This is a genomic window from Paraburkholderia bryophila, from assembly GCF_003269035.1.
GTDB lineage: Bacteria > Pseudomonadota > Gammaproteobacteria > Burkholderiales > Burkholderiaceae > Paraburkholderia > Paraburkholderia bryophila.
Genome location: NZ_QLTK01000029.1, coordinates 16,385 through 36,152, shown reverse-complemented (window position 1 = coordinate 36,152; position 19,768 = coordinate 16,385). Strand labels below are relative to the sequence as shown.

General features: G+C 62.2%; 18 protein-coding genes, 1 pseudogene and 1 riboswitch. Of the genes and pseudogenes, 12 read left to right on the top strand and 7 right to left on the bottom strand.

What is annotated here, in order from left to right:
* Positions 1-17: 17 nt before the first annotated feature.
* Positions 18-1,106 carry a 3-isopropylmalate dehydrogenase gene (leuB, locus tag BX591_RS29200; protein ID WP_111934792.1) on the bottom strand — a complete coding sequence of 363 codons (1,089 nt, stop codon included), beginning with the start codon at positions 1,104-1,106 and terminating at the stop codon, positions 18-20.
* 207 nt (positions 1,107-1,313) lie between these two features.
* On the opposite strand from leuB, the gene BX591_RS29195 reads away from it, so the two are divergent.
* From BX591_RS29195 to BX591_RS29185, 3 genes and pseudogenes are all read left to right on the top strand, one after another.
* Positions 1,314-2,750, top strand: coding sequence for a hypothetical protein (locus BX591_RS29195; protein ID WP_111934791.1), 1,437 nt, complete (start codon positions 1,314-1,316; stop codon positions 2,748-2,750).
* A 131-nt stretch (positions 2,751-2,881) separates the two neighbouring features.
* Positions 2,882-3,616, top strand: coding sequence for a transporter substrate-binding domain-containing protein (locus BX591_RS29190; protein WP_111934790.1), 735 nt, complete (start codon positions 2,882-2,884; stop codon positions 3,614-3,616).
* A 4-nt stretch (positions 3,617-3,620) separates the two neighbouring features.
* A pseudogene (locus BX591_RS29185) lies at positions 3,621-3,866 on the top strand (proline dehydrogenase family protein); the annotation flags it as partial.
* Between the two features lie 90 nt (positions 3,867-3,956).
* Here BX591_RS29185 and BX591_RS29180 read toward each other — a convergent pair.
* Positions 3,957-4,517 carry a GNAT family N-acetyltransferase gene (locus BX591_RS29180; protein ID WP_111934789.1) on the bottom strand — a complete coding sequence of 187 codons (561 nt, stop codon included), beginning with the start codon at positions 4,515-4,517 and terminating at the stop codon, positions 3,957-3,959.
* Positions 4,518-4,737: 220 nt separating this feature from the next.
* Positions 4,738-4,821: riboswitch (ZMP/ZTP riboswitch) on the top strand.
* Positions 4,822-4,976: 155 nt separating this feature from the next.
* Here BX591_RS29180 and BX591_RS29175 point away from each other — a divergent pair.
* The 3 genes from BX591_RS29175 (at position 4,977) to BX591_RS29165 (ending at position 9,099) form a co-directional block, all read left to right on the top strand.
* A complete protein-coding gene (locus BX591_RS29175; protein WP_111934788.1) occupies positions 4,977-5,828 on the top strand; it encodes a tetrahydrofolate dehydrogenase/cyclohydrolase catalytic domain-containing protein in 852 nt (283 codons plus the stop codon).
* Between the two features lie 654 nt (positions 5,829-6,482).
* Positions 6,483-8,537, top strand: coding sequence for an alkyl/aryl-sulfatase (locus tag BX591_RS29170; RefSeq protein ID WP_111934787.1), 2,055 nt, complete (start codon positions 6,483-6,485; stop codon positions 8,535-8,537).
* Between the two features lie 31 nt (positions 8,538-8,568).
* Entirely contained in the window at positions 8,569-9,099 is a 531-nt protein-coding gene (locus tag BX591_RS29165) for a hypothetical protein (protein ID WP_111934786.1), read from the top strand.
* A 61-nt stretch (positions 9,100-9,160) separates the two neighbouring features.
* Here BX591_RS29165 and BX591_RS29160 read toward each other — a convergent pair whose 3' ends face one another.
* From BX591_RS29160 to BX591_RS29150, 3 genes are all read right to left on the bottom strand, one after another.
* Positions 9,161-9,706, bottom strand: coding sequence for a P-loop nucleotide/nucleoside kinase family protein (locus tag BX591_RS29160; protein WP_244147140.1), 546 nt, complete (start codon positions 9,704-9,706; stop codon positions 9,161-9,163).
* 250 nt (positions 9,707-9,956) lie between these two features.
* The gene (locus tag BX591_RS29155; protein WP_111934785.1) at positions 9,957-10,940 is read right to left on the bottom strand and encodes an alpha/beta hydrolase family protein; all 984 of its coding nucleotides are present in this window, start codon (positions 10,938-10,940) and stop codon (positions 9,957-9,959) included.
* Positions 10,941-11,079: 139 nt separating this feature from the next.
* Positions 11,080-11,658: a TetR/AcrR family transcriptional regulator gene (locus BX591_RS29150; RefSeq protein ID WP_244147139.1), complete on the bottom strand. Its 579-nt coding sequence runs from the start codon at positions 11,656-11,658 to the stop codon at positions 11,080-11,082.
* Between the two features lie 192 nt (positions 11,659-11,850).
* Between BX591_RS29150 and BX591_RS29145 the strand changes: the two genes are divergently transcribed.
* Positions 11,851-12,162 carry an H-NS histone family protein gene (locus BX591_RS29145; protein ID WP_111934783.1) on the top strand — a complete coding sequence of 104 codons (312 nt, stop codon included), beginning with the start codon at positions 11,851-11,853 and terminating at the stop codon, positions 12,160-12,162.
* 80 nt (positions 12,163-12,242) lie between these two features.
* Here BX591_RS29145 and BX591_RS29140 read toward each other — a convergent pair whose 3' ends face one another.
* On the bottom strand, positions 12,243-13,481 hold the full coding sequence (locus tag BX591_RS29140) for an MFS transporter (RefSeq protein ID WP_111934782.1): 1,239 nt from the start codon (positions 13,479-13,481) through the stop codon (positions 12,243-12,245).
* A gap of 106 nt (positions 13,482-13,587) precedes the next feature.
* Between BX591_RS29140 and BX591_RS29135 the strand changes: the two genes are divergently transcribed.
* Together BX591_RS29135 and BX591_RS29130 are read left to right on the top strand one after the other, a co-directional pair.
* Positions 13,588-14,478 carry a LysR family transcriptional regulator gene (locus BX591_RS29135; protein ID WP_111934781.1) on the top strand — a complete coding sequence of 297 codons (891 nt, stop codon included), beginning with the start codon at positions 13,588-13,590 and terminating at the stop codon, positions 14,476-14,478.
* A gap of 97 nt (positions 14,479-14,575) precedes the next feature.
* Positions 14,576-15,394 carry a helix-turn-helix transcriptional regulator gene (locus BX591_RS29130; protein WP_111934780.1) on the top strand — a complete coding sequence of 273 codons (819 nt, stop codon included), beginning with the start codon at positions 14,576-14,578 and terminating at the stop codon, positions 15,392-15,394.
* Here the strand turns inward: BX591_RS29130 and BX591_RS29125 are convergent, their stop codons facing one another.
* Positions 15,395-16,336 (bottom strand): LysR family transcriptional regulator, encoded by a 942-nt coding sequence (locus BX591_RS29125; RefSeq protein WP_111934779.1) that lies wholly within the window; start codon positions 16,334-16,336, stop codon positions 15,395-15,397.
* 275 nt (positions 16,337-16,611) lie between these two features.
* Here BX591_RS29125 and BX591_RS29120 point away from each other — a divergent pair, with 275 nt between their 5' ends.
* The 3 genes from BX591_RS29120 to BX591_RS29110 all read left to right on the top strand — a co-directional run bounded on the left by BX591_RS29120 (position 16,612) and on the right by BX591_RS29110 (position 19,738).
* Positions 16,612-17,811, top strand: coding sequence for an amino acid aminotransferase (locus BX591_RS29120; RefSeq protein WP_111934778.1), 1,200 nt, complete (start codon positions 16,612-16,614; stop codon positions 17,809-17,811).
* 82 nt (positions 17,812-17,893) lie between these two features.
* Positions 17,894-18,685 (top strand): class II aldolase/adducin family protein, encoded by a 792-nt coding sequence (locus BX591_RS29115; protein ID WP_111934777.1) that lies wholly within the window; start codon positions 17,894-17,896, stop codon positions 18,683-18,685.
* Positions 18,686-18,754: 69 nt separating this feature from the next.
* Positions 18,755-19,738 carry a 2-dehydropantoate 2-reductase gene (locus BX591_RS29110; RefSeq protein WP_111934776.1) on the top strand — a complete coding sequence of 328 codons (984 nt, stop codon included), beginning with the start codon at positions 18,755-18,757 and terminating at the stop codon, positions 19,736-19,738.
* The last annotated feature ends 30 nt before the right edge of the window (positions 19,739-19,768 follow it).

Sequence of the window (19,768 nt, the reverse complement as noted above, 5' to 3'; positions counted from 1 at the left end):
TCGACAACAAGACGACGTCAGGCGGTGCAAGCGCGGCTCCTGATAGCCGCCACGACAGCATCGCCCATCTCGCTCGTGCCCACCCGGTGCGTGCCTTCGGAATGGATATCCGCCGTACGTAAGCCCGACGCGAGCACGTGCCTGACCGCGGCTTCGATGCGGTCGGCGGCGGTGGGCTGATTCAGCGAAAAACGCAGCATCATGGCGGCGGAGAGTATCGTCGCCAACGGATTCGCGATGCCTTGGCCCGCGATGTCCGGCGCGCTGCCGTGGCTGGGTTCGTAGAGGCCCTGGTGGCTGGCGTTCAGGCTGGCGGACGGCAGCATGCCGATGGAGCCCGTGAGCATGACGGCTTCGTCGCTGAGAATATCGCCGAACAGGTTGCCGGTCACGATCACGTCGAATTTTTTGGGTGCCTTGACCAGTTGCATCGCCGCATTGTCGACGTACATGTGATCCAGTTCTACGTCGGGATACTGTTCGCCGACCTCGCTCATGATGTCCCGCCAGAACTGGGAGGTTTCCAGCACGTTGGCCTTGTCGACGCTGGTGACTCGTCCGGCGCGCTGTCGGGCTGACCGGAAGGCGACATGGGCAACGCGCTCGACCTCGGGGCGCGAGTAGCGCATGGTGTCGAAGCCTTCGTCGGAGCCGGGGAAATGGCCGTCGGTTGCAGTACGGCGCCCGCGAGGCTCGCCGAAATAAACGTCGCCGGTCGCATCGCGAATGATCAGAACGTCGAGACCCGCGATCAGATCGGGTTTGAGGCTTGAAGCGTTCGCCAGTTGCTCAAAGCAGATAGCCGGTCGGAGATTGGCGAACAGCCCCAGGTGCCGGCGCAGTCCAAGGATAGCCTGCTCGGGGCGAAGAGGGCGATCCAACCGGTCGTATCGCCAGTCGCCTACGGCGCCGAACAGTACGGCGTCCGCCTCTTTCGCCAGCTTCAGCGTAGTGTGCGGCAGGGGATGGCCGTGAGCCGCATAGGCGACGCCGCCAGCCAATGCGAACTCGGTTTCAAATGTCAGGTCCAGTGCATTCAGAACCTTGATGGCTTCGGCGACGATTTCAGTGCCAATGCCGTCGCCAGGCAAGACCGCGATTTTCATGGGGGATTTTCTCTGTTCGGGGTCGCTGTTGTCGAAGCGGACCGGTCTGTCTGGATGGTTGGCACATTGTTCATCCACTATCGAACCGGAACAAGGCAACTGGCGATCCTGGTATAAGTGGTGCCGTGATAGACGGGCCCACAATCAAGTTCCTTGCTGGCATGCCGTTAACTTCGGCTAAGGAAAAACTCACCACGACTCATCGACTTGATCGCCGCAGAAGCGCTTTTCTTTTTCGCGGCGAGATCTGCACTGACAAAAATGAAAACCACCGCAAGAATATTCGGGGCGCTGTTGACGTTTTCAACGGCGGCCGCCTATGGCCTCGATATGTCCGGCGCGCCGCCAGAAAAGGCGTCGCCGATATCGGACTCGTCGTCGCAGCACGCGGCGAGCGTGGACGGAGCCCAGCGGAGCATGGCGAAATTGCGCGCCAATCTGATTGTGGCTGGCATCGATCCGGACTCCGCGCAGGGGAAGGTGCTGATGCGTTGGCTGACGAAACTCGCTGGCGATCCCGGGTTTCAAGCTGCTTTGGTGCGACAATCCGGCGGCGCGGAAAAGTTCTGGTCGGCGCCTCTTTCGGCGGACGATCGCCTGAGGATGCTGCAACTGCTCAAAGACATGTCCATGGACTCGCAGAAAGACTGCCACCTGCCCTCGATGGTGGGTGCCGACTTCATCGCCTTCGCGAGGACGTCGTCGCCTCGCGTTCTCGAGGACGTCATGGAGACGCTGGAAATCGCGATCAATAGCGGTAAAGCTGAGCATCCGCCGGAGCAATACAGCGTGACGGAGCTTCTCGACGCGGATGCGCAATTGAATGCCACGCCGCCCGTTGAGCCGGGAACGCATGGCTATCCACCCGGCGCATGCGGCGTGGTCGCTTTTTCGGTCGATGCAATCACCGCTTTACCCGAGCCCGTGCGGCAGCGCGCATCGTTCGAATTTCTGCGCATGATGAGTGGGCAAAAGTCGGCATTCGACAGGGTGCTCGACGACCCGTCGGCCTATCTCGACGACGCGTTCGACGAGCGTCAATTGCCCGAGACGCTTCGCCGTCATTTGCCTGCCGATGGTAGCCGTGCGTTGCCGTACGCACGTTTGACCTTCGAAGCCGACTGGGTGAACAAAAAAACGCCGGGCGATAACGCGGCGTTCAAAAACGTTTTTATCAATCGGCGCAACAACGGCGTGATCGCCGATGTCGTCACCTCAAAGGGGTGGGCGGATTTCACGTTGAGCTACGGTCTCGAGATCTTGCGCACGCAAGTCGTGTCGAAAGGCACCGATTTGACTCAACGGAGCACGCTCGAGGACGAGGCTGCGATTCACGCGGCGGACCACGAGTTCGTGCCCGGGCAAAACCTTGATCTCGTCGTACCGCAACCCTCCGAGAAGGGCGTGAAGTCGAGGCGCTGCGTGATAGGCGAGACGGTGCCCGCGTCGACGATCTTCCCCTCGCTGACGGGCACGGCCATCGGCCTGCAATGCACGGACACCATGACACACGGCAAGAATGCGAGTTGGCATTCCGTGTGGTTGACCGACTACAACATGGCCTGGACTCAGTCTATTGACGACGAAGATGGGCGAACCGAAGCCGTGATTCGAAACGTCACGATTGAGCGTGCGCCGCAGTGAAAGCAAAAGGTCTCTGCTAACAACACAAAGCCATTGACGGCGAAATGCGTGGAAGTGCGGCGAGCAATCGAGATCGGAACCCTATACTAACGAAGACCGAGGGAACATCAGACCGGGAAGCGAGGCAGATCGTGAAAGTCACTATTGCATACATCGAGGAACCGCCGTTCGGCTGGACCAGCCCGGATGGGACGGCGACAGGCGCCGATCTCGACCTGGCCGATGCGGTGCTTCGCGCGATCGGCGTGACCCGTATCGAGCATTGCCTGACGACTTTCAGCGAGCTGTTAGCCGGCGTCGAGGCCGGCCGCTGGGATATGAATGTGCCGCTATTTGTCACGCCGGATCGAGCTGCCAAGGTTGCATTCAGCCTGCCGGTGTGGGCGATCGGCGATGGTTTTCTGGTGCGGGCGGGCAATCCCAAAGCACTCGATAGCTACGCTTCGGTTGCGCAACGTTCGGATGCACGCCTCGGCATTATTGCCGGACAGGTCCAGCACGACGCGGCGACATTGGCGGGTGTGCCCGCAGGCCAGATCCTCGTTTTCGAGCAACAGGCCGACGCGATCGAAGCGGTTCGTTCAGGCGAAATCGATGCGTACGCAAGTACTGCGCTGGGCAATCGGATACTCGCCGAACGGATCGGAAGCGCTGTCGAGTCGATCGATCACAAGACTGGAAGTGAAGGGCAACAGCGTCCTCCGGTCGGTGCGTTTTCTTTTAACAGGAACAACAGCGAACTGATTCACGCGGTGGACGGGCAACTCCGTCTATATCTCGGCTCGACCGGGCATCGCGCGCGAATGGCGAGGTTCGGTCTGACGGCGAAAGAGATCGATCCTGTGCTCGAGTGTCGGTCTGTGTGACCAATTGATCGATGCACTGATCGACTGGTTGCAACGCGAGCAGATTGACCGGTCGCGATTCGAATTCCAGATGCTGCTGGGCGTGTGCGAGCCGTTGCGCGACGGTCTGCTCGCCCGAGGTTTCAACGTGCGCGTTTACGTGCCGTACGGTCGTGACTGGTATGGCTATAGCACACGGCGAATCAGGGAGAATCCGCGTATTGCGGGCTATATCCTGGCCGCGATGATGCGGAGCGTTTGGCGGGCTTGATGGGCAGGTCTGCATGAACGCCGCGGGAACGACGGAATCGTCGATCCCGCTTCGAGGTCGCTGAGCGGAGATCGCAATGTGTTGCGATGTCTAATTCGATGCCGTCTTTCGGCGCAAAACGAGCATCGACTTGCCGCGATAGGTGACCTCATCCTCTATTTCGTACGCAAGCTTTTTCGCCACGGCTAGCGACGCAAGATTGTCGGGGGCAACGAGGCACACCGTTTCCTTGCATGGAGAATCCGCTTCCAGCCACTTTAGAGCCGCTGTCGCCGCCTCGGTGGCGTAACCGCGTCCCTGTGAGTCTTTCACGAACATCCAGCCGATTTCGTGTGCCTTGTCGAAGTCGGCGGTTAGCGCGCGCTTGAATCGAAAGAACCCGACCTCGCCGACGAATTGCCCGCTGTGCTTTTCCCGAACAATCCAATGACCGAACCCAAGCAGCGCCCAGTGCCCCACGATCCGATGTAAGCGCGCCCAAACTTCTTCCTCGGTGAGCGGCGAGTCGATGACTTGAGCGACGACGCGTCTGTCCGACCACATCGAATGCAATGCTTCGAAATCGTCGAGCGTGGGGGGAAGCAGAAGCAGGCGGTCGGTTTGGAGCGATACCGTGCGATACGAGGTGTTGCTGTGGTGGGCTGAAGTCATTTCGACGAATGTTATTGCGGCTCGATAATCTAACTGTCCAAAATACCCGATGGGCTGGTGAGCGCGGGCTTCGAAGGAGAATGGACGATGCGCCCAGCATGGTGTGGGGCAGCGAGTTGCTGGGCGCAGGCTCCTGAATCGTTGGCAATCCCAGTCTTCTTCTTGCGACCGATCCGACGCTGGTCAGCCTTGCGTAGGCGAAAAAAATGCGATTAAAATGTTCCGTCTACGTGACTGGCGAGCAATAGATGGATCACCATCGGGGAGCGTAGACGGTAGAACGCCGTTCGCCTGGGCATCTTGATCAATCTCTTCGAGACAGCCCATGACGATTGCCAAAGTCCTTTCTTTGCCCACGCGACTCGCGCTTGTTCAAGCGCGCTTCTATTCAATCCTGCGTTGCCCTAGTCCGTATGCGAGCGATGCCAGTGCAAGATTGGTCACGCAAGGGGAAAACGCATGAGCATACTTCTCGACGGTAAAGCCGTAGCAGCGTTACGCGAGCGGGAATTATCCGAACACGTTGCGGCCATTAAGGCAGGAAATGGCGGCCAGATACCCATACTGGCTACGATCCTGGTGGGCGATGACCCTTCGTCCGCGACCTACGTCAGCATGAAGGGCAGTGCGTGCCGGAGAGTCGGTATGGACTCGATTGCGATCAAGTTGCCTTCGAGCGCAACGACGGATGACGTGCTTTCCGCGATTGACAGGCTAAACACCGACCAGGCGGTGCACGGCATTCTGCTTCAGCACCCGGTGCCTGCACATGTAAACGAACGCCTGTGCTTCGACAGAATCTCTCTCGCGAAGGACGTCGATGGTGTCACCAGCCACGGCTTTGGCTTGATGGCGTTAGGCGAGCCCGCTTTCGGCTCCGCAACGCCAGTTGGCATCATGCGCTTGCTGGCTCACTACAAGATCGACGTATCGGGCAAGCGGGCGGTGGTTGTGGGGCGTAGCTCTATTCTCGGAAAGCCGATGGCGTTTATGTTGTCGAATGCGAACGCGACGGTCACGCTTTGCCATTCGAAAACATCAAATCTTGAGGCGGAAATTCGACATGCCGAAATCATTGTTGGCGCAGTAGGAAAGCCGCACTTCATTCGTAGCGACTGGATCAGCGACGGGGCAGTTGTCGTCGATGCCGGCAACCATCCCGGAGGCATAGGTGACATTCATCCCGATGGCCTCATGGGCCGATGTGCGGCAGTGACGCCGGTTCCAGGCGGTGTCGGGCCGATGACAATTTCAACGCTTATCGCCCAAACCGTCAGCGCCGCCGACCGTGCGTGTGCGGTCATCGATTGAGTGCCCACTGTCCACAAAGTTGATGGGTCGCTTACGGGGTGCAGGCCTTTCACGGAAACCCGTAGTTTCAGTTCGCTTGCGTGGCGCAAGCTTCGCACCGGCGGGTGCAACCGGCCAAAGACGAAATCGGTGGAAGCACTCAAGATCGACTCACGCCTCATAGGGGCGGCTCCGCGTCGAGCGACAGTTCGGCGCATCCGCAGTTAAGCGCCTTGCAGCCCGCCGCCTAGGGTCGGTCAGGTGCAGGACATGGCCAAGAACGCCTTTGTCTTCACGACCGGGGTTTCTCCGGAGTCTTGAACGAGTCGGCTACCGAGAAAGGGCAGGCGCTACGCAAGCATCGAAGGCATGGCCGCCTACGCAAACCACTGCAGCCGGATCGCCCTGAGTTGCCGCCCGGTTTTCAGCATGAAGCCGCATCCCGATCGTCCGCGAGTGGTGCCGGTCACCCCGATTCGCCATGAATTTTCCCCACGTTCCTCACCGGCATGATGGTCGTTAATAACGATCGTCGACTGTATTCTTCTGAAAGCTTCGATTGAAGTTTATTCCCAAGTTACCTAGGATTGTTTTGGGTAACTGATCTGACGCCGATCGCTCGGATCGTTGCGGCCGTACCGCTCTGCAATATCCAACGACAACTTGGAGGTGCCGATGTCCGACGCAAACGATCCCGTTCACCCGAGCAAACGCAGAGAATTCCTCCGCGGCGTCGCAACGGTTGGCATTGCAACCGGTGTGGGCGCGGTCATGGGCGAAGCGCTTGCGCAGACCGGTTCAGCCGCGATGGCCAGCGGCATCGGCGCCAAGCCGCCCACGAAAGCAACGCGCGACGCCAACGCCGAATATGCCAATCGGCTGGCATTCGACGACACTCAGGATTTCGCCGACGCCAAACGTGGATTGATCGCGACGTTACCCGAGCCGGGCATCATTCCGAGCTCGAAAGGCGGGGCGGCCTGGGACCTGGGGCAGTTCGCTTTCATCACCGGTGGCCCGGAGAACAATGCACCGGCCTCCGTGAATCCGAGCTTATGGCGTAATGCCAAGCTGAATATGAATCACGGGTTATTCGAAGTCGTCGATGGCATCTGGCAGGTGCGCGGCTACGATATCTCCGTGATGAGCATCATCCGCGGCAATACCGGCTGGATCGTCGTCGACCCGTTGATGACAGCGGACGTATCGTCCGTCGTGTGGAAACAACTGGTGATCCCCCATCTGGGCGATAAGCCCATCACGCATGTCATTTACACGCACAGCCACGCCGATCACTACGGCGGCATTCGGGGGATCGTCGACGAAGCCGATCTAAAGGCAGGCAAGGTCAAGGTGGTGGCCCCCGCCGGTTTTACCGAGGCGGCCGTGGGCGAAAACGTGATCGCGGGCAACGCAATGAGCCGGCGCGCCGCTTATATGTACGGCAATTTGTTGCCACGTAACCCCGTGGGTGTCGTCGATGGCGGCTTGGGCAAGACCACGTCCATTGGGGCGATCACGCTACTGCCTCCCACTGACTTCGCGACGACCACCGGGCAGAAGCTGACACTCGACGGCGTGGAGATCGTGGTGCTGATGGCGCCGGAGTCGGAGGCGCCGTCCGAGTTCATGTTCTACGTCCCGAAGTACAAGGCGTTCTGTTCCGCGGAAGACGCGACTCACACGTTGCACAACCTCTACACGCTGCGAGGTGCCAAAGTCCGCGACGCACTGCTGTGGTCGAAATATCTGCAGGCGTCGATCGATATGTTCGGCGGCGACATGGAAGTGCTGTTCGCGTCGCACTATTGGCCCACCTGGGGAAATGCGCAGATTGTCACGTTTCTGAAGTCGCAGCGCGACATGTACCGGTTTTTGCACGATCAGACCATGCGGCTGGCCAACACCGGCTACACCCCGCTTGAAATCGCCGAATCGCTGCGTTTGCCCGATAGCCTTGCCAAACTCTGGGCCTGCCGCAGTTACTACGGCACGGTTTTCCACGACCTCGTCGCGCAATACAACTTGCGGCTCGGGTTTTTCGACGGGGTGCCGGCGAATCTGCACCGCTTGCCCCCCGTCGAGAACGGCAAGCGCTATGTGGAGTTCATGGGCGGTGCGGCCGCCGTTTTGCATAAGGCTCAAGCGTATTACGACAAAGGCGAGTATCGCTGGGTGGCGGAAGTCGTGAACCATGTGGTGTTCGCCGATGCGCAGAATACCGCGGCGAAACACCTGCTGGCCGATGCCTACGAACAGATGGGCTATCAATCGGAATCGGCCAGTTGGCGCAATTTCTATCTGACCGGCGCGATGGAACTGCGCAACGGCGTTCATAAAGTACCGTTCGGCAGTTCTCAAAGCCCCGACACGATCAAGGCGATGCCGCTCGAAATGTTCCTCGACTACCAAGGCGTGCGCCTGAACGGAGATAGGGCTGCCGGCAAGCGCGTTTCGTTTAACCTCACGATGACCGATACGAATGAAACGTACATTGTCGGTGTCGAGAACTCCGCGTTGCATTACTCGAAGGGCCAGCCCTCTACGAGCACCGACGCTTCGGTGTCCATCAGTCGAGCCGATTTGAACGAGGTGATGATGGGCAACGCGACCATGGAGAAGCAGGTGATGGCCGGCAAGGCGAAAATCACGGGAGACGCCAATAAACTCGGGGAGTTCGTGTCATGGCTGGATAACTTCGAGTTCTGGTTCAACATCGTGACGCCCTGAGCCAACGGGCTGTCGTCAGCAAGGCCGAACCATGTGTGCAATCTGCGACTTCAAGATCGAGTTCGATGTCAGCCATCCTCATGCGCTGGGGGTGGCTGTGGCGACGCGTGACGCAATCGATGCGGGCAAGTTGCCGGAGCGGCTTTTTGACGGGCCGCTCGGCAACATGAAAATGCGAGCGGCCGCGATCGACGCGTTGAAGGATCTTCAACGCCAGATGGAAGCCGTCGTGCCGTCCAGTGAACTGATAGCACTTCCCGACTTCTACGTGCTGCTGATCGAGAATGCGACGTGGGGGTTTTTCCGCGCGACGGAGAGCGGCTTCGATTCCGACGTCGTGCCCGATGTGCCGGACGTGACAGCCGAACGTCAGTCGGATAGGGCGATTGTGCTGGTCAGCGCTGAAACCACGATGCGCTCGATGCTCGACAACCGCTTCTCTCTTCAGTTCGCGCTGTCACTCGGGCTGATCGCGCTCGATGCGGGCGAGGACGACCGGATGGCTCTGTTGACTATGCTGGAACGAGCGCTCGCGGCGTTGCCGTCTACCGTATCGGGCTAGCAAAGGATCTTCGGTCAACGCTCTATTGCAACCGTAAGTCTGCGCAAAGAACGTGTCCGCTTCACGGACAACGGACGCTCCCCGTCTCATCGTAGACGACGAGTTCAAACCCTTCGTCCAGCGACGGCGGGACGAAATAGCGGGTGATCGCTTCAAACTGCACATCCGACGTCTGGAACGGATGCTCGCCTGACGCGTTCCTTGCCCTTAAACGAGATTTGCAAATCTCGTCGCTCACTTCCAGATAGTGCAGACGATGCTCGCAGCCGGCAGCCAGCGCTAAGGAACGTCCCCATTCACGGGTAGGGGTGGTGTTAAAAGGGAAGTCCAATACCACTGATATTCCCGCCGAAAGGAGCGCCTGAATATGCTCGGTGAGGACCGTTTTCACGCGCGCCGCGCAGCGCACGTAATCCGCCAGGGTATGAATTTCTTCCGGATAAAGACGTGCGATCCATACGTCCTCGCTGATCAGGACGGTCCTGTGCGCATCCGCCAAGCGAGCCGTTAGGGTGGACTTGCCCGACGCAATCTTGCCGCAGACCATATGGAGAACGGTCGCGTCGCAAAGGCCCACTGCGGTATTCAACATGCTGCTGTTCGTCATTGCCTGGCGCTCCGATTAGCGCCCAGAAAGCAGAAACCCGCCTTCTGGGCGGGTTGTGATTGCGTATTGTCGACTCAATAGCTATCCCGCCGAGATTTTCGCGGCGGTAATAATCGAGTTGATGTAGGACCGGTTCATGGACGCAAGCCTAATACATCGGGCAAGAGAGAACAAGTGACAGTCGCTCGGCACACACCGCTCACCACGAACGAGCACGCGTGGCGCGTGGTGGCTAACACATTGCAAACGGCTATCGCAGCGTGGCCTGAAAGAACTGCACGACGTCCGCATTGAATTGTTCATGGAAGGCCGCGCGGTCGAAGCCCGGCAGGCTATTGCAGATATCCGGTCTCTTTGCGGCCAGCCGCGTATCGCAAGGTGGCAGGAAGTCGTAGTGGCCCGCATTGGGGATCACGCGATATTCGGGTGCCTGAGGCAGATCGGCGCGTACCGACTCCTCATAGTACGGATGGGGCTGATGACGATCGTCGGCGGCTCGCCAGAGTTGGACCGGAACGCGCACATTGCTGAGCCCCGCCGGGCCGAACGTGAAGCCGAACGCAGGCGCGGCGACGACGATGGCCTTGATGCGCGGGTCGTGGACCCAGGCGTTGGCGGGCACCTGCGTGACGACATGGAGATCGACTCGGGCCTGTTTCAGGGTCGCGCACAGGTCATGCTCGGGATGAGCCTCGCAATACGGCGCGATCTCCGCGAGGTTCGGCACTCCGCCGGCCGCCACGAGCACGGTGAAGCCGCCGTTGGAGAAACCGAATGCGCCGACGCGGCCCGCGTCCAGCCGCTCATGCCAACGCCAGTCGCCGAGCATGTAGTCCACCAGAAGGTGAAGCTGCGCGGGACGGCGCCACAGTTGCAAGACCCGGCTCTGGTCATCGAACGTGTCGCCGGCATGGCTGAGGGCGGCCACCACGAAGCCCGCGTGAGCCAGCGCCAGAGCCGTGTCGTAATGGCTGCCGTACCAGCCTCCGCCACCATGCGACAGCACCACCAGCGGCAGGTGCTCGCCGGCCACCGGAGCGCCCGGCGCAATCGTCTGGGTGACATCGCCCAGAGCGTGCGGCGTTGCCGTCGCGGTAGTCGGATACCAGATACCGGCCGTGATCGGCGGCTCGGCGCCATTCGCGATCTTCACTTCCTCGAAGCCGATATCGGCGGCATGGGCAGGCGCGGCAAGCAGAGCAAAGAGCGCACAGAGCGCGACAGCCACGGTCATCAATCTCACGGCAGTCTCCTTCGTCATGGCTGCGCTAATCGAAAGTCGATGCGCAACGCCTTCTCCATCGCTAAAGCGTCGCCGCCGGCGAGCGCTCTCCGAGGGCAACAGCCGCTCGCGGCAAGGCCTTCGTTACGGCTCAGCGCACACGCGGTGCGGCGGCCAACAGGCCACGCAGAAACACCATGATCATGTGCCCAATAGGCACTTCGGACAGCATCGAGCGCTGCAATGCGAGGCCTTGCGAGAGTCCCATGAACGACGTGGCCAGCACCATGGGCGATTCGGGCGGCACTTTTTTCAGGCGAGCGAAAATCTGCGCGATGCAATAGGCGAGGCCGTCGCGGTGAGCATCGAGCAGCGCCTGCACCGCGCTTGAAAAAACCGGACTGCGGCGGCCCATCAGCTTGAACTCGACCCCCAGCACGGACCACTCGGGTTCGGCATCGAGTGTGCGGGCCCAGACCTCCAACGCGTTCAGGATGTCTTCAGCCGACGCGGCGGGATCGCTCAGCGTGCGGGCAATATCGGTCACTTGCGCCTTCGACCGCTCGCGCATCAGTTCGACAAACAGCTCTTCTTTACTCGCGAAATTCGAATAGAACGCGCCCTGCGTATAGCCGGCCGCAGTCGCGATATCCCGCAGCGAGGTGGCGCCGAAACCTCGGTCGACAAATAGACGCTTCGCCGCGGCAAGCAACTGTGCGCGCGTCTGCATTCGACTTTCTTCGCGGCTCAGCCGCTGCGGTTTGGTCGCCGTGTTCATGGCCGCAAGGATATCAGTTGATATTTAAAATTCAACTCGCTAGTATTACGATTGAATTTCATATCTCACTTGATATGTGAATGCAGCCAATCGCAAAGACCGGGACGCGGTGCAACGCCCAGTCGTGTACTACGGAAACAAGGTATGAGCAGCAGAGTAAAGACGTTGAAGCAGCAACTCGCGCAACTCGATGAGCGGATCCTGATTGCATGGCAGCAGGAGCAGAAAGCGGCGATCGAACATGTCCGTCAGGTCATGAACTTCTTCAACCTCGTGCCGAATCAGTTACGGGTCGACCGGCGCGGCACCTACAAGACCCGGCCGCTGCAAACGAAGTATCGGGACCCCGTCAGCGGAGCGACGTGGAGCGGGCGTGGACGTGCGCCGTCCTGGATCAGGAACCGGCGCTACGACGACTTTCTGGTCAAGCAGTCCGATCACCCGGGATCGGACTAGAGGCGGCTGGCATTGGGCGTGCGCGGCGTCGGAAAGCTGATGCCGGATTGGGCGGCATCGCGCCGCTGCACGCAACCCCATCACGCGCCTCGCAAACTGTCGCGCAGATGCAAGCTCATCGCCGCGCCGAAGAACCCCAGCGCCACCATGCACACGCCCGGCCAGCCCCAATGCGCGAGCGCCGGCCCGGCAATCGTCGCGCCGATCGCGCTGCCGATAAAAAACAGCCCGGTAAACAACCCGTTGACGCGCCCGCGCGACTCCGGTGCGAGCAAGTTGATGGCGCGCCGGCCCAGCGCCTGATCGGCGATCACGCCGCCGTCGATAAAGAACGCCGCGATCGCCAGCAGCGCAATCGCCGCACCGCGCGACATCCCCGGCGTCGACGCGAATGCCGCCGCTAACGCGGCCGTCATCGCGACCAGATGCGCGACGAGCGTGGCGCGCCTCGACCAGCCGCGGTCGCCGGCGCGGCCCGCCAGCGGCGCGATGAACACGCTGCCGCCGCCGGCCAGCGCAAATAGCGCGACCGCGTTGCTGTTGAGGCCGAGCGGCGCATGCGTCAAGACGATCGCCACGCTGCTCCAGAACACGTTGAAGCCAGCCATCAGCAGCCCTTGATACAGCGCACGCCGGCGCAGCACCGGCTCCTGCGCGATCAGTCGTGCCATCGACGCCAGCAGTGTCGCATACGACGGCGCACCGGCCGGCCGCACGTCCGGCAGACGCGGCACCACAGCCAGCGCGACACAGGCGAGCACCAGTGAATCGGCCGCGAAAAAGGCTCGCCAACCCATCAGGCCGCCGATCAGACTCGCCAGCGGCCGCGACAACAGAATGCCGAGCATCAGGCCGCTCATCACGTTGCCGACCACCTTGCCGCGCGAAGCCGGCGGCGCCAGCGAAGCGGCCGCGGGCACCAGCATCTGCACCACGCTCGAGGTCACGCCGACCGCGAACGACGCCGCCAGAAACACCGGCGCGAACGGTGCGACGGCGGTCAGCGCGAGACAGGCAATCTGCGCGAGCAAGGTCACGGCGATCAACGGCCGGTTGGGCAGCCGGTCGATCAGCGGCACCAGGCCGACGAGCCCCACGGCATAGCCGAGCAACGTCAACGCGGTGACGAGCGTGGTCCACGCGCCGAGATGCAACGACGCATCCAGTGGACCGATCAGCGTTTGCGACGCGTAGAGCGGTAACACCGCGACCGCGACCATCGCGGCGAAGCGGGCGGTGGGCACGCTCTGTTCCGGCGGCACGGCGGTGCGGCTTTCGGGGGGGCGCGCCGGCGGACATTCGATTGCGGATGAATCCATCGTGGTCTCGCAGCAAGGGACGGTGCAGAGGATGCTACTCTCACGTCCGGTAAACACAATTCGCACCACGTGCGATACATCCTCACGCTATTCGGGAGAATCGACCATGGACGCGCTGCGCGATCTCGAAGCTCTGGTGGCGATCGTCGAGGAGGGCAGTCTGACGAGCGCCGCGCGCCGGCTCGGCCGTTCATTGCAGGCGGTGAGCCGCTCGCTGCAAATGCTCGAACGCGCGCACGGCTTTACGCTGATCGTGCGCACCACCCGCACCTCGCAGCCGAGCGCGGCGGGCATGCGCTTCTACGAGCGCGTCAAAGGCGCGCTGAGCGAACTGGAGCTGGCGCGCACGGAGCTGGCCGAAGAAGCGCATCAGCTCAGCGGCCGGCTGCACGTCAACGCGCCCACGCTGTTCGGACCGAAATTCGTCGCACCGCTCGTGGCGGAGTTTTTGCAGCGTCATCGGCAACTGACGCTCTCGCTGGATCTGAGCGACGACTATCGCGATCCCGCCGAAACCGGCGCGGACGTGACGATCCGGATCGGCGACACGCCCGATTCGCGTCTGATCGCGCGGCGTATCGGCACGCTGCGGCGCGTGGTGTTCGCCGCGCCCGCGTATCTCGCGGAGCACGGCAGGCCGGCTCATCCGCGCGACCTCCTCAAGCATGAATGCGTGGTGCGGACCGGCGGCCCGCATCCGGGACGCTGGCTGCTCAACGCGCCCGGCGGCGAGGAGATCGCGGTGACCGTGTCGGGCCGCTTCGACAGCAATCAGGTTGCCGCGGTCAACGCCGGCGTGCTCGGCGGCATGGGCATCGGCGTGGCCGCCTACTGGCAGATTCAGGAGTGGGTCGAGGCGGGCAGCGTGGAAGTGCTATTGCCGGATTTCCAGCTTGCGCCGCTGCCGCTGCACGCAATGTGGGTGAAAACGCGGCGGCTGCCGCAGCGAACGCGCCTGCTGGTGGATTTTCTGGCGGTCAAGCTGTGGCAGCTTTAGCGCCGGGCCGAAACGGCCGCCGCGTTAGCAGGCCGCCGGTAGCCGCTGTGCTACGCTTGGCGGATCCCTATCTACGCCGCACGAGCCGAATCTCATCATGCGTTCCTGGCGCCTCGCCGCACCGCACGGAAGCGGACAACTCAGCACGTTGCGTGCTACCGACCTCGTCATGGCGATCTCGCAGGCCGACCCGGATGCGCTCGCGGCCAGCATGCTGAAGATCGTCGGCGATACGCTGCCGGTTTCGCAGTGCACCGTCTTCGCCTACGAATTCGACGCCAGACCGCGCACGGTGTCGGCGGCGGATCATCGCGGGGGACGCTTTCTGCGCGACGTCGCCGATCGCTACGCCACGCATTTCTATGCGCTGGACGGCAACCGCGCGATCATCGAACGTGCGCCGCAGCGACATTCGCGCGACGCGCTCGTGTTGCATCAGCAGCAAAGCGCCGAGATCGAAAACGAAGCCTATCGGGCTGCCTGTTACGCGCAGCCGAACGTGTCCGACCGCTTGTCGTTGCTGGTGCAACCCATGGAACATGTGTGGCTCTCCATCAATCTGTATCGCGACAGCGCGTATGGTGTGTTTCAACCAGGCGAACTGGAGCAGGTGGAACGCGTTGCGCCGCTTTTCGCGCATGCGGCGAAGAGCCACTACGCGCTGAACGGGCAGTATCAGCAAGGGCCGGCGGCCGCGATGCTCGCACGCGTACGGCGCGAGTGCCCGGCGCTGACCTTGCGTGAGCTCGATGTCCTGCGCGGCACGCTCGAAGGCGGCGCCGCCGCGGAAATCGCATTGCAGATGGGCATTAAACCGGCCAGCGTGATCACCTATCAGAAGCGTGCCTATGCGCGGCTCGGCATTTCGAGTCAGCGGCAATTGTTCGCGCTGTGTCTGTCGCCTGAGTGCGGTTGATCACGCTCGCCTGGTTCGCGCTTGCGCCTGCGTCTCACGGTCCCAACGTTTCAGCCACGGCACGATGAAATCCGCGAAACCGTCGGCGGGCGGCGACAACGCGCGCTCCGTGGCGCGGTACACGCACACCTCGCGGATCGTTTCCGGATCGACGATCCGCTTCATCACCAGCCCGAACGTGCGTGCGAGCGGCGCGACATACGCCGGCGCGAGCGTCACCGCCAGCCCTTGCGATGCCAGCCCGAATGCCGTGGTGACGTTGTCCACCACGTCCATCGGAATGATGCGGGCCTCCGGCGGCAGATTGGCCAGCATCTGTTCGACCGCACGCTCGTGATCGCGGCCGGTGGCGACGATCGGCACCTCGCGCAGATGCTGCCATTGCACCCGGCGCCGTGCATTCAGCAGATGTGTCGGCGCGCACCACATCACCCAGGGGCTCGCGAACGCCGGATCGCAGCGCACGCGCGTGCCGCTTTGCCGGTCGGGGCCGATCGCGAGATCCACGTCGCCGCTTTCCACGCGCTCCACCAGTTGCTCGACCACGGTGTCGTAAATGCGCACGACCACCTTCGGTTTGTCGCGCGCGTAGTCGGCGATGGCGGCGGGCAGCGCGGTGGCCGCCAGCACCAGCGGCGCGCCGACCCGCACGATACCGGCGGCGCGGTTGCGGATATCGTCGGCGGTTTGAGCGGCGGCGCGTACGTGCCGCAACACCGATTCCGCCGACGATAAGAAGTCCTGCCCCGCGCTCGACAGATCGACGCGCCGCGTGGTGCGGTCGAACAGCCGAAAGCCGAGTTCGGTTTCCAGTTCGGCCAGCAACTGGCTGACTGCCGACGAGGTCAGCCCGAGCCGCTCCGCCGCCGCGCCGATGCTATGCAAATCGACAATGGCAAGAAAGGCTTCGAACTGGCGGAGGGTGGCGCGGGTGAGGGGCATCCGTCGATTCTAAAGAAAAACTTACGAATCGTGAAAAATCGATTGATTGTGTGCAGCGCGCCGTTAGCTGAGACTTCTCCTGATCGACGCAAGCCGCCAAAGCCGCTTAGACTTCCGTCTCGCTCCGAGGTCGGCCGCGCGCTGTCCAGCGTGAATGCTGGGCGCCGGACGGGCTGCAGCGAGAATCGACCGCTAATCGAGGCCGTATCGAAGGACCGACGCCGTAGCACGTACCACGTACGACGTCGCATCGAGGCCGCATACAAGGAATTGCCATGTTCGACCGTATTCCCGCCTATCCCGGCGACCCGATCTTGAGCCTGAACGAGGACTTTCAACTCGATCCGCGGCCCACCAAGGTTAATCTGAGCATCGGCATTTATTTCGACGACGCCGGCAAGCTGCCGGTCATGGACGCGGTGCGCCGCGCCGAAACCGCGCTGCTCGACGCCATCGGCCCGCGTTCCTATCTGCCTATGTCGGGCTTGCCGCTCTACCGCGACGGTGCGCAGACGCTCGTGTTCGGGGCCGACAGCGAGGCACGCGCCGCGGGCCGCATCGCGACGCTACAGACCATTGGCGGGTCGGGCGCGCTGAAGGTCGGTGCCGATTTCCTGACGCGCTATTTTCCAGGCGCGCAGATCTGGATCAGCGATCCGAGCTGGGAAAATCATCGGGTCGTGTTCGAAGGCGCGGGGCTCACCGTCAACACCTATCCGTATTACGACGAGCAAACCGGCGGCTTGCGTTTCGCCGACATGCTCGACACCATCGGCCGCTTGCCGGAAGGCAGCATCGTGCTGCTGCATGCGTGCTGCCATAACCCGACCGGTGTCGATCTGAGCACGGCGCAATGGGCCGAACTGGTGCCGGTGTTGCAGCGCCGCAAGCTGATCGCGTTCGTCGACATGGCCTATCAGGGTTTCGGCGCGGGTCTCGACGAAGACGCCGCCAGTGTGCGCCTGCTGACCGAGGCGGACGTGCCGCTGATCGCCGCCAGCTCGTTCTCGAAGAATTTTTCGCTGTACGGTGAACGGGTCGGTACGTTGAGCGTGGTGTGCCGCAGCGCGGCAGAAGCGGGCCGCGTACTCGGCCAATTGAGTGCCACGGTGCGCGCGAACTACAGCAATCCGCCGACGCACGGCGCGCGGCTGGTCGCCAACGTGCTTGCCGACGCGACCTTGCGCGCCTCCTGGGAAGCCGAACTCGCCACCATGCGCGAGCGGATTCTGGCGATGCGCGGCACGATCCACAGCGGACTGGCCGGCCGTGTCGACGAAGTAATGCGCGCGCGTTACGTTGCGCAACGCGGCATGTTCACCTACACGGGCTTGAGCGAAAGCCAGGTCGAACGTCTGCGCAGCGAATACGCGGTGTATGTGTTGCGCTCGGGACGCATGTGCGTGGCGGGGCTGAACGCACGCAATGCGGAGTATGTGGCCTCGTCGATCGCGGCCGTGGTGTCGGGCGCGTAACGGTCCCGGATTACCCGAGCAGAAACGCGCACAGAAGCACAAGCCGAACCCATAAGCCAAAAAGATAACCCCGGAGATCCTCATGACCACCCTCGAACTCGAACCGGCGAGCCTGCCGAAGGCCGCCGCGGTGCATCCCGACGAATGGCACGCGCGCGTGCAACTGGCGGCGTGCTATCGCATTTTCGACATGCTCGGCTGGACCGAGATGATCTACAACCACATCACGTTGCGGGTCCCGGCGAGCGTGAGCGGTGGCGAGCGGCATTTCCTGATCAATCCGTTCGGCTTGCACTATAGCGAGGTGACGGCGAGCAATCTCGTGAAGATCGACGCGCACGGACGCGTGCTCGATCATTCGCCGTATCCGGTGAATCCGGCCGGGTTCGTGGTGCACGCGGCGATTCACGAAGGTTTGCCCGACGCGCATTGCGTCATGCACACGCACACCACGGCGGGCGTCGCCGTGGCGTGTCTGGAGGAGGGCTTGCAGCAGACCAACTTCTATAGCGCGCAATTGCACGACCGTGTCGCGTATCACGACTTCGAGGGCATCACGGTGCATGCGGAAGAGGGGCCTCGGCTGCTCGACCATATCGGCAACAAGCAGGCGGTGATTCTGCGCAATCATGGACTGCTGGCGTGGGGCCATACGCTGCCGCAAACATTTGCCATGCTGTGGACGCTCAATCGCGCCTGCGAGATCCAGATGGCGACCTTTTCGATGGGCCGCGCGCGGCCGATTCCGGAAGAAGTCGCGATCCGCTGCTCGCGCGACGCGCTACAGTTCGACCCACGTCACGGCGCGGGACAGGACGTGTTCGACGCGCTGGTGCGCAAGGTCGACCGCATCGACGCGAGCTATAAGGAATAACGTGGAAAAACACAGAAACAACGTGGAAATAACGCCGCCTCAGCGCGAGCACAAACAGGGATTCAACCGATGAAAGTAGCAATCTACGGCGCCGGCGCGATCGGCGGCTGGATGGGCGTGAAGCTGGCGCAGGCCGGTCATGACGTCAGCGTGGTGGCGCGCGGCGCAACGCTGAGCGCTTTGCAACAGCACGGCCTGCGTTTGATCGAAGGCGGCGAAACGCACGCCGTGAAGGTCACGGTGAGCGACCAGCCGGCCGATCTCGGCGCGCAGGACCTCGTCGTGGTGGCGGTCAAGGGACCGGCCATGGCGTCGGTGGCTGCGCATGTCGCGCCGCTGCTGAACGCGCAAACCATCGTGCTGACGGCCATGAACGGCGTGCCGTGGTGGTTCTGCGACGGACTCGGCGAGGCGTTCGCGGGCAAGCGGCTGAAGTCGATCGATCCCGACGGCGCGATTGCCGCCGCGATCCCGAGCGCGCAGACCGTGGGCTGTGTCGTGCACGCCAGTTGCATGATCGATTCGCCCGGTGTGATCCGTCATCACCAGGGCAATGGATTGATTATCGGTGAGGCGTCGGGTCACGCGAGCGAGCGTGTCGCGGCGCTCACCGCTGCGCTCGCGGCAGCCGGCTTCAACGCGTCGGCGTCCGAGCAGATTCAGCGCGACGTCTGGTACAAGCTGTGGGGCAACATGACGATGAACCCGATCAGCGCATTCACGGGCGCCACCACCGACCGGATTCTCAGCGACGAACTGGTGCGCAATTTCGTGACCAGCATCATGCTGGAGGCGAAGGAAATCGGCGCACGCTTCGGGATTCCGATTGCGCAGGCGCCGGCGGACCGGCACGAGGTCACGCTGAAGCTCGGCGCGATGAAAACGTCGATGCTGCAGGACGTGCAGGCGGGCAAGGCGGTCGAACTCGACGCGCTGGTCGGCGCGGTGCGTGAGCTGGGGCAACTGACCGAGGTGCCGACGCCGTACACGGATGCATTGCTCGGTCTCGCGCGTTTGCACGCGAGCACCTTGGGTTTGTATCCGCGGCAGTAACGCAGCCGGCAAAATGAAACGAAGCGAAAG

Bases quoted from the DNA above. Each gene is read 5' to 3' on its own strand.
- leuB (WP_111934792.1), bottom strand. From the start codon at position 1,106: ATGAAAATCGCGGTCTTGCCTGGCGACGGCATTGGCACTGAAATCGTC.
- BX591_RS29180 (WP_111934789.1), bottom strand. From the start codon at position 4,517: ATGACTTCAGCCCACCACAGCAACACCTCGTATCGCACGGTATCGCTC.
- BX591_RS29175 (WP_111934788.1), top strand. From the start codon at position 4,977: ATGAGCATACTTCTCGACGGTAAAGCCGTAGCAGCGTTACGCGAGCGG.
- BX591_RS29170 (WP_111934787.1), top strand. From the start codon at position 6,483: ATGTCCGACGCAAACGATCCCGTTCACCCGAGCAAACGCAGAGAATTC.
- BX591_RS29165 (WP_111934786.1), top strand. From the start codon at position 8,569: ATGTGTGCAATCTGCGACTTCAAGATCGAGTTCGATGTCAGCCATCCT.
- BX591_RS29160 (WP_244147140.1), bottom strand. From the start codon at position 9,706: ATGACGAACAGCAGCATGTTGAATACCGCAGTGGGCCTTTGCGACGCG.
- BX591_RS29155 (WP_111934785.1), bottom strand. From the start codon at position 10,940: ATGACCGTGGCTGTCGCGCTCTGTGCGCTCTTTGCTCTGCTTGCCGCG.
- BX591_RS29150 (WP_244147139.1), bottom strand. From the start codon at position 11,658: ATGCAGACGCGCGCACAGTTGCTTGCCGCGGCGAAGCGTCTATTTGTC.
- BX591_RS29145 (WP_111934783.1), top strand. From the start codon at position 11,851: ATGAGCAGCAGAGTAAAGACGTTGAAGCAGCAACTCGCGCAACTCGAT.
- BX591_RS29140 (WP_111934782.1), bottom strand. From the start codon at position 13,481: ATGGATTCATCCGCAATCGAATGTCCGCCGGCGCGCCCCCCCGAAAGC.
- BX591_RS29135 (WP_111934781.1), top strand. From the start codon at position 13,588: ATGGACGCGCTGCGCGATCTCGAAGCTCTGGTGGCGATCGTCGAGGAG.
- BX591_RS29130 (WP_111934780.1), top strand. From the start codon at position 14,576: ATGCGTTCCTGGCGCCTCGCCGCACCGCACGGAAGCGGACAACTCAGC.
- BX591_RS29125 (WP_111934779.1), bottom strand. From the start codon at position 16,336: ATGCCCCTCACCCGCGCCACCCTCCGCCAGTTCGAAGCCTTTCTTGCC.
- BX591_RS29120 (WP_111934778.1), top strand. From the start codon at position 16,612: ATGTTCGACCGTATTCCCGCCTATCCCGGCGACCCGATCTTGAGCCTG.
- BX591_RS29115 (WP_111934777.1), top strand. From the start codon at position 17,894: ATGACCACCCTCGAACTCGAACCGGCGAGCCTGCCGAAGGCCGCCGCG.
- BX591_RS29110 (WP_111934776.1), top strand. From the start codon at position 18,755: ATGAAAGTAGCAATCTACGGCGCCGGCGCGATCGGCGGCTGGATGGGC.